The organism is Haemophilus sp. HMSC068C11, assembly GCF_001815355.1.
In the GTDB taxonomy this organism is placed as follows: domain Bacteria; phylum Pseudomonadota; class Gammaproteobacteria; order Enterobacterales; family Pasteurellaceae; genus Haemophilus_D.
Window position 1 is genome coordinate 257,227 of the sequence record NZ_KV820375.1, and the last position, 6,808, is coordinate 264,034.

General features: G+C 40.6%; 7 protein-coding genes. 2 read left to right on the forward strand and 5 right to left on the reverse strand.

Annotation, left to right across the window (positions count from 1 at the left end):
* From HMPREF3020_RS08290 to glyQ, 5 genes are read right to left on the reverse strand one after another with little or no spacing between them, the layout of a single operon-like run.
* Positions 1 to 1,266: a histidine-type phosphatase gene (locus tag HMPREF3020_RS08290; RefSeq protein ID WP_070776166.1), complete on the reverse strand. Its 1,266-nt coding sequence runs from the start codon at positions 1,264 to 1,266 to the stop codon at positions 1 to 3.
* A gap of 40 nt (positions 1,267 to 1,306) precedes the next feature.
* The gene (locus HMPREF3020_RS08295; protein WP_070776167.1) at positions 1,307 to 1,753 is read right to left on the reverse strand and encodes a hypothetical protein; all 447 of its coding nucleotides are present in this window, start codon (positions 1,751 to 1,753) and stop codon (positions 1,307 to 1,309) included.
* Positions 1,754 to 1,757: 4 nt separating this feature from the next.
* Positions 1,758 to 2,015, reverse strand: coding sequence for a hypothetical protein (locus HMPREF3020_RS08300; RefSeq protein WP_049380690.1), 258 nt, complete (start codon positions 2,013 to 2,015; stop codon positions 1,758 to 1,760).
* The gene (locus tag HMPREF3020_RS08305) at positions 2,015 to 2,665 is read right to left on the reverse strand and encodes an FABP family protein (protein ID WP_070776168.1); all 651 of its coding nucleotides are present in this window, start codon (positions 2,663 to 2,665) and stop codon (positions 2,015 to 2,017) included. The genes HMPREF3020_RS08300 and HMPREF3020_RS08305 overlap by 1 nt, the downstream gene beginning before the upstream one ends.
* A 53-nt stretch (positions 2,666 to 2,718) precedes the next feature.
* Positions 2,719 to 3,627 carry a glycine--tRNA ligase subunit alpha gene (glyQ, locus tag HMPREF3020_RS08310; RefSeq protein ID WP_005695296.1) on the reverse strand — a complete coding sequence of 303 codons (909 nt, stop codon included), beginning with the start codon at positions 3,625 to 3,627 and terminating at the stop codon, positions 2,719 to 2,721.
* A 227-nt stretch (positions 3,628 to 3,854) separates the two neighbouring features.
* Between glyQ and HMPREF3020_RS08315 the strand changes: the two genes are divergently transcribed.
* Together HMPREF3020_RS08315 and HMPREF3020_RS08320 are read left to right on the forward strand one after the other, a co-directional pair.
* Positions 3,855 to 5,777 carry a TonB-dependent receptor plug domain-containing protein gene (locus tag HMPREF3020_RS08315; RefSeq protein ID WP_070776169.1) on the forward strand — a complete coding sequence of 641 codons (1,923 nt, stop codon included), beginning with the start codon at positions 3,855 to 3,857 and terminating at the stop codon, positions 5,775 to 5,777.
* Between the two features lie 73 nt (positions 5,778 to 5,850).
* The gene (locus HMPREF3020_RS08320; RefSeq protein WP_070776170.1) at positions 5,851 to 6,636 is read left to right on the forward strand and encodes a substrate-binding domain-containing protein; all 786 of its coding nucleotides are present in this window, start codon (positions 5,851 to 5,853) and stop codon (positions 6,634 to 6,636) included.
* Positions 6,637 to 6,808 lie beyond the last annotated feature (172 nt).

Here is a 6,808-nt window from a genome sequence, read left to right on the forward strand (position 1 = left end):
CTATTTCTTACCGTTTTCAATACTCTTACTCAACACCTGTTGGAAACGCTCGTAATCACAAAAGCCATTTTCATCTTTTTTACAGCCTTTGAGGGTTAATGCTGTTTGGTTTGGTGGTGTCGCTAAACTTAATGGCGTGATGTTAATCAGCTGTTCGGTGGTTTGATACACATAATCCAACTTAAATTTGAGTTTGCCGCTGGGTTTGTGTTTCCACACTTCAAATAGTAACTTGCCACCGATTGGGATATTTTCTAATGAATCATTCAATTCATAAGGTTCAACACCCAGTGCCGCAAGCAGAGCGACGATATTAGAATCGTGTCCAACTAATAAGTTAATTTTGTTTTCGCTGTTTAGCTGTTGCTGAATAAATGCTAACAACGGATATGAGGCATTTTGTGCCAGCGCTTCGTTGTTTTTAAATAACGTGCGGTAATATTCGTTTTTAATTTCGTTAATTGCACGCCATTTTTCTTGGCTATCCACACGGCCGTTTGCGATTTCTGAATCAGGCTTACCCACATAATGCGCGAGCAATAATGCACTGACAATTTTCTTCCCGGTGCTAATAGAACCAGTAATCTTGACCGACTTGCCGTCTTTAATACTGTATTCACCGACTTTTCCACCTAAATCACATTCGCCTTTTTGTAAGCAGTTTGGTGAATTTTTGTAATCAATGATTTCACTCAATAGCGCATAATTTGGTGCTAATTTTTTCTGTAAAGCGGTTAAATCAACATTATTTTTTGCAGATTCAATCAAGGCTTTGCTTGGGTTGTGGACTTTTGTAGTAAAAATTGGATCTTTTTCTGAACCAATTTCACCGCGATGGTGTAATTGCACATTACATCCGGCAAAAGCCCCTGCCACAATAGCTTGCCCCGTTGCAATTGTGCGTTGCACGCCATTCGCATAAGCGAAAATGCCTTCGCCTGATGCACAACGTTCAGTTGTTAATAACCCTTTATCCGCAAGCCATTGACCTAAATATTGTCCGAAGTAGGTTTCTAATACTGTACCTTTTGCCGTGAGATAACCTGATGGCACATCCCATTTTGCCCACGCATACGGGGAATATTTTGCCATCTCTTGTGGGTCTTTTTCCACTGGGGAGCGTAATCCATGACGGCTGAAAATTAAGACTTTCTCAAGCTCATAATCTGCATTCTGTGTACTTTTGCGATTCTCTGTCGCAAATACACTACTTGCAAGCGTCAAACCAAGTAAAAGTGCGGTGAGTTTTAGGGCTGTTTTTTTCATATTCGAGACTTAACCTAACTTTCTATTATGTCTTTAAGACCTAATCATTTAATGCTGAAATTGAGCTATAAAAATTCAAGGCATATTTGGCGCCATAAACTAACACCATAAATACCGCCACAATATTGACTACCGCAAAAAAGATTAGCTGTTTACTGTTGCTTTCGAGCCAGAGCATTCTAAATAATGCGAGCGTACCAATATTTTCATCAAGTTCGCTCTCTCCGCTTAGTGTTCTTAAGGTTTTCAGCATCTTGCGTACAAAAGCGACGGTATTTATTGCCATGACACTGAGTGCAATAAACCCTGAAGCCAAACTTAAAAACAGTACGAGCACATTACTCCACGCCCAATGTGTCCAATTCAGCTCAGAATACATAAATAATGCGAGTGATAAAAACAACACAGCGGGTGTTAAATTTCGCAAAAACATTAAATAGTCATCACCAATTCTAAATAAAAATTGCAAAAAACTGACTTTCTTCATTACTTTAAAAAATCTCTTTTAATTTGGATTCATCTAAAATAACGCGATCATCATCTAACAATAATGCCGGAAAGCCTGCATAACCTTGCGCTTTAGCATCATCAAATGCGGCGTGACGATCACGCAAGCGCAACCATTGTTTCAAATTTGGAATGGAAGATAATACTTCCACGGCCTCATAATCCACACCCAAGCGTTTTAACTCTGCCACAAATGGAGCTGTATCTGGGCAATCTGCCGCATAATAAAGAATGGGTTTCATTATTCACCTTCTTGTTCTGCTGCCGCAGTTGGGTTCAGTTTTGGTTCACCAATTTTGCTTAAACGGTTACGATCGCGATGTTCAAATGGTGCATCATAATTTGGAATAATCAGGGTTGTGGTTTGATCATATGACCAAGTGCCATCATCATGGAATTTCACCGTCATTTCAAAACTTTCCGTGGTAAATGAACGCTCCAAGAACGGATTTGAAATAATACCGTTTGTTAGTGAACCGCGTACCGCTTTCACAGTGAACTCTTTCGCATCAGCTGGTGCATTACCGACAGCAATAAACGTTTGGCCGCGTGGAATGCTGCCAGTTAATAAAATATTGCCTGTTTCAGGTTCCCATAACCAATAACCCACTTGATCGTGGAAGGTTTCCACTTCGCCTGGTTGTACAATATGAGCGTGATAACGCAATCCATAATAGAGTTGCGGACCATTAGTTTGACCATCTGTCGGATGGGCTTCATAATGTTCGATATAAGGATCTTTTTCTGGCCCTTCTGCTTTTGGGTTGATATCCACACCACGCTTACCTTCCCAAACACCCGCTAATCTAGCCAATGGACCTAAATTCGCGAGCGTATTCGGATCAGTTTCTGCTTCAGTATAAATATCATCTGGGTATTGAAAATCTTTCATCATTTTCTCCTTATATCGTTGTGTTAATGCGTAAAGTGCGGTCGTTTTTCGCCTTATTTTTTACAGCCAGGGAAACCTAAGGCTTCACGGCTAGCATAGTATGCTTCAGCCACGCCTTTAGTTAATGCACGAATGCGTAAAATATAGCGTTGACGTTCTGTGACCGAAATCGCTTTGCGTGCATCTAACAAGTTGAAACTGTGTGCTGCTTTTAAAATACGTTCGTAAGCTGGTAATGGTAACGGACGTTCTAATTCCAATAAGCTTTTCGCTTCTTTTTCGTATTGATCAAAGCAGTAGAATAAGAAATCGGTATCCGCATATTCAAAGTTGTAAGTTGATTGCTCGACTTCGTTTTGATGGAACACATCGCCATAAGTGGTTTTACCAAGCGGACCATCAGACCAAACTAAGTCATATACAGAATCTACGCCTTGAATGTACATGGCTAAACGCTCTAAACCGTAGGTGACTTCACCTGTTACGGGTTTACATTCTAAACCACCTACTTGTTGGAAATAAGTAAATTGGGTGACTTCCATACCGTTTAACCATACTTCCCAACCTAAACCCCAAGCACCTAAAGTTGGGTTTTCCCAGTTATCTTCCACGAAACGGATATCGTTTTGTGTTGGATCAAAACCGAGCATTTCAAGGGAACCTAAATAGAGTTCTTGAATGTTATCTGGAGACGGTTTAATCACCACTTGGAATTGGTAGTAATGTTGTAAACGGTTTGGGTTTTCGCCATAACGACCGTCGGTTGGACGACGTGAAGGTTGCACATAAGCAAATGCCATCGGCTCTGGGCCTAATGCGCGTAATGCGGTCATTGGGTGAGAAGTACCTGCGCCCACTTCCATATCAAAAGGTTGAACAACGGTACAGCCTTGATTTGCCCAATATTCTTGCAAGGCTAAAATCATGCCTTGGAATGTTTTTACGTTGAATTTTGTACTCATAATTTTTTTAATAACAATGTGATGAAAAATACAGGCATTATACTTGAAACTATAAGGCGGATAAAGGCGAAAAAGTGCGGTCAGAAAAATCCTTAAATTTTTTATTTCTCTTAAATTTCATTCATTTTGATGATGAGTTATTTTCATCGCCAGAAGTTTGCGCGCCAAGCCTCTAATGTGTAAACTGCTGGCGATTTTATACAGACTTTTACCCTAGGGATTTTAAAATGAAAAAAAATGTGATTACTTCCGCGATTTTATTAGCGATTCCAGCATTAGCGAGCGCTGAAGACGTGGCAAAATTAGATGTGATTAACGTCTATTCTGCCTCCGCTACGCCAACCAGCCTTCATCAAACCGCTTCATCCGTTACCGTTTTAACGGAAAAAGATTTTGCACAGCGTGGTGCAACTTATGTCAGTGATGTGTTGAAAACTGTGCCAAGTTTAGCCGTGAGCACGTCGGGCGGCCGTGGCACATTAACCAATGTATTCTTACGCGGTGCGGATGCAAACCACACTGCAGTGATTATTGATGGCGTGAAAGTGAACCCTGTTTCTGGTTATGGCTTTGATTTCGGTGGCTTAGCATTAAGCAACATTGACCGCATCGAAGTATTACGCGGCGAACAATCTGCCCTTTGGGGAAGTGATGCCATGGGTGGTGTGATTTATATCACCACGAAAAAAGGCTTAGAAAAAGGCAAAACCTTCAACGTTGATTACGATTTTGGCACTGGCTCGAATCGTACGGTAGATGGTTCATTGACCCTTTCAGGCTCAAACAACAATTTCTATTATGCTTTACATGGTGACAGTCACCACACCAAGGGCATTTCCGCACTCAGCAAAAACCATTTTAACTACACCGCGCAAGATGGCACAGCGGTCAGCACAGGTGGTTCAAGCGAACGCGATAAATTCCACCGTGATAACGCCTCTCTTCGTTTCGGCTATGACGATAACCAAAAAGGTTTCGACTTCTTAACCTCTCACAGCAGCCAAACTGCTAACTTTGATAACAGCGCAACGGATGAAAAAGGCCACTACACCCGCACACGTGAAACCTTATTCAAATTAAGCGGTTTCTTAGGTAATAATGATGAATTACTTAAACACAAGGTTGGGATAAGCCATCTCAAAACTGACAGCGATACCCTTGGCTACACATCGGCTTACGATGCGAAAAAACTCAACGCAAACTATCAATTAGATGTCAATTTCGATCGTGACGGCAGCCTCACACAAGGTTTAAGCTTCTTAACTGACTATCAAAAAACAGATTTTAACTCGTCTTATTTCAATAATGCGGGTAATAAAAAACTTGTAGAGAAAAGCTTAGCAGCAGAATATCGCTTATTGCACGATGCAGATCATAGTTTAAATATTAGTGGTCGTTACACTGACAGCTCTGAATACGAAAACTCATGGACGGGCCGTATCGCCGGCGCTTACCGTTTACACAATAATGTGAAAGCACACGCAAGTTTCGGTTCAGCTATTCAAAACCCGACAATCACTGAATATTACGGTTACAACGCGCGCTATATCGGCAACCCAAATTTACAACCCGAGAAAAGTTTAGGGGGCGATGTTGGCTTCTTATTTGAAACTTATGACAACCGTCACAGCTTTGATGTGACTTATTTCGCTCGCAACGTGAAAAACGCAATTAGCAGCGAAGTAATCAACTTTACCACTTATGCAAGCCGCGCAGTAAATCTTGAAGGCAAGAGTAAAGTAAAAGGTGTTGAAGTAGCATACAACGGTAAAGTTACCGATGCATTAACTGCTTATGCTAACTACACCTACACGCAAACTCGAGATAGTAAAGGTGCTGAATTAGCTCGTCGTCCAAAACATTTGGCGAACGCGGGCTTAGCATACCAAATCACTGAAAAATTGGGTGCGGATGTAAATGTATCTTACACAGGCAAACGTATGGATACCTACTATTCACCAACTTACAGCACACATAAAGTGAAATTGCCATCTTACACCTTGGCAAACTTAGGCGTGAACTATAAAGTAGCGGATAGCTTGACGATTTATGCAAACCTTAACAACGTATTCAATAAAAAATACGAAAACGTACTGGGCTATGGCCAAGAAGGACGTAATGTTTACGTTGGGTTGAAAGGATCGTTCTAATTATTACCTACTAACAAGGGCGTGCTTAGCACGCCTTTTTACATTCTTGATGACGTAGCGTATCATTATCTATATGCAAAAAACTCGCTTAATTTTAACCGCACTTTTCCTTCCGTTTACCTCTCAGGCTTCGGAACAATTTGTCTCGCTTACGCTTTGCAGTGACCGACTGCTTATCGAACTGGCTGAGCCTTCGCAAATTGCTGCTCAATCGCCTTATTCGAAAAAACCGTTGATGATGTTGGATAAAATTAATACCGACAAACCTGTACTAGAACCGCAATTAACGGAATTATTGCCCTATTTGGATAAAACTATTCTGATTAATGAAACTTTTTATCCACAATTAGTCGCGGAGCTGAAAAAACTCGGTGTGAAGATTATCCCGATTAACGACAGCCCACAAACGCCTGATGAATTATTTACGCTGATTCTAGAATTAGGCAAACAACTGGGGAATGAGCAAAAGGCGACTGATTTAGTAACAAAACTAAAATCACAAAACTTTCACTTAAATCGACCGCTTACTGACACACTGATTTTATCGGAAACAGGTGTGGTAGAAAGTTATTACCCACAATATCCTATGCTGTTAAATTTACTCGGATTAACACCGTTAAAAACGCCACTTACCGCACAAAATTTCTCATTAGAAAAAGTGATTTTAAGTCAACCGAATGTACTGATTTCTCTGACCGACAAACAAGGTTACAATACACAAGCCGAATTGCTGCAACACCCTATGTTGCAAGATTTTTTCAAAAACCAACCACTTGTCAGCATCCCGATGAAATATACCTATTGCTTTGATCACGGTGTGTGGCAAGGGGCGGAGAAGATTTATCAGCAGTTAAAATAATGTAGCTGACAAATCTCCCCTAACCCCTCTTTGCTAAAGAGGGGAATTTCATTATTAAATTAACTCTAGATGACATATTTATATGTCTTTATGTATAAATGATTAGAATAAAACATCAGAATTATAAATCCCTACACTATAATTCCCCTCTTTAGCAAAGAGGGGTTAGGGG

What these genes read in the sequence shown, in the direction of transcription:
- glyQ (WP_005695296.1), bottom strand. Translation starts at nt 3,627, where the DNA reads ATGAGTACAAAATTCAACGTAAAAACATTCCAAGGCATGATTTTAGCC.
- HMPREF3020_RS08305 (WP_070776168.1), bottom strand. Translation starts at nt 2,665, where the DNA reads ATGAAAGATTTTCAATACCCAGATGATATTTATACTGAAGCAGAAACT.
- HMPREF3020_RS08295 (WP_070776167.1), bottom strand. Translation starts at nt 1,753, where the DNA reads ATGAAGAAAGTCAGTTTTTTGCAATTTTTATTTAGAATTGGTGATGAC.
- HMPREF3020_RS08320 (WP_070776170.1), top strand. Translation starts at nt 5,851, where the DNA reads ATGCAAAAAACTCGCTTAATTTTAACCGCACTTTTCCTTCCGTTTACC.
- HMPREF3020_RS08290 (WP_070776166.1), bottom strand. Translation starts at nt 1,266, where the DNA reads ATGAAAAAAACAGCCCTAAAACTCACCGCACTTTTACTTGGTTTGACG.
- HMPREF3020_RS08315 (WP_070776169.1), top strand. Translation starts at nt 3,855, where the DNA reads ATGAAAAAAAATGTGATTACTTCCGCGATTTTATTAGCGATTCCAGCA.
- HMPREF3020_RS08300 (WP_049380690.1), bottom strand. Translation starts at nt 2,015, where the DNA reads ATGAAACCCATTCTTTATTATGCGGCAGATTGCCCAGATACAGCTCCA.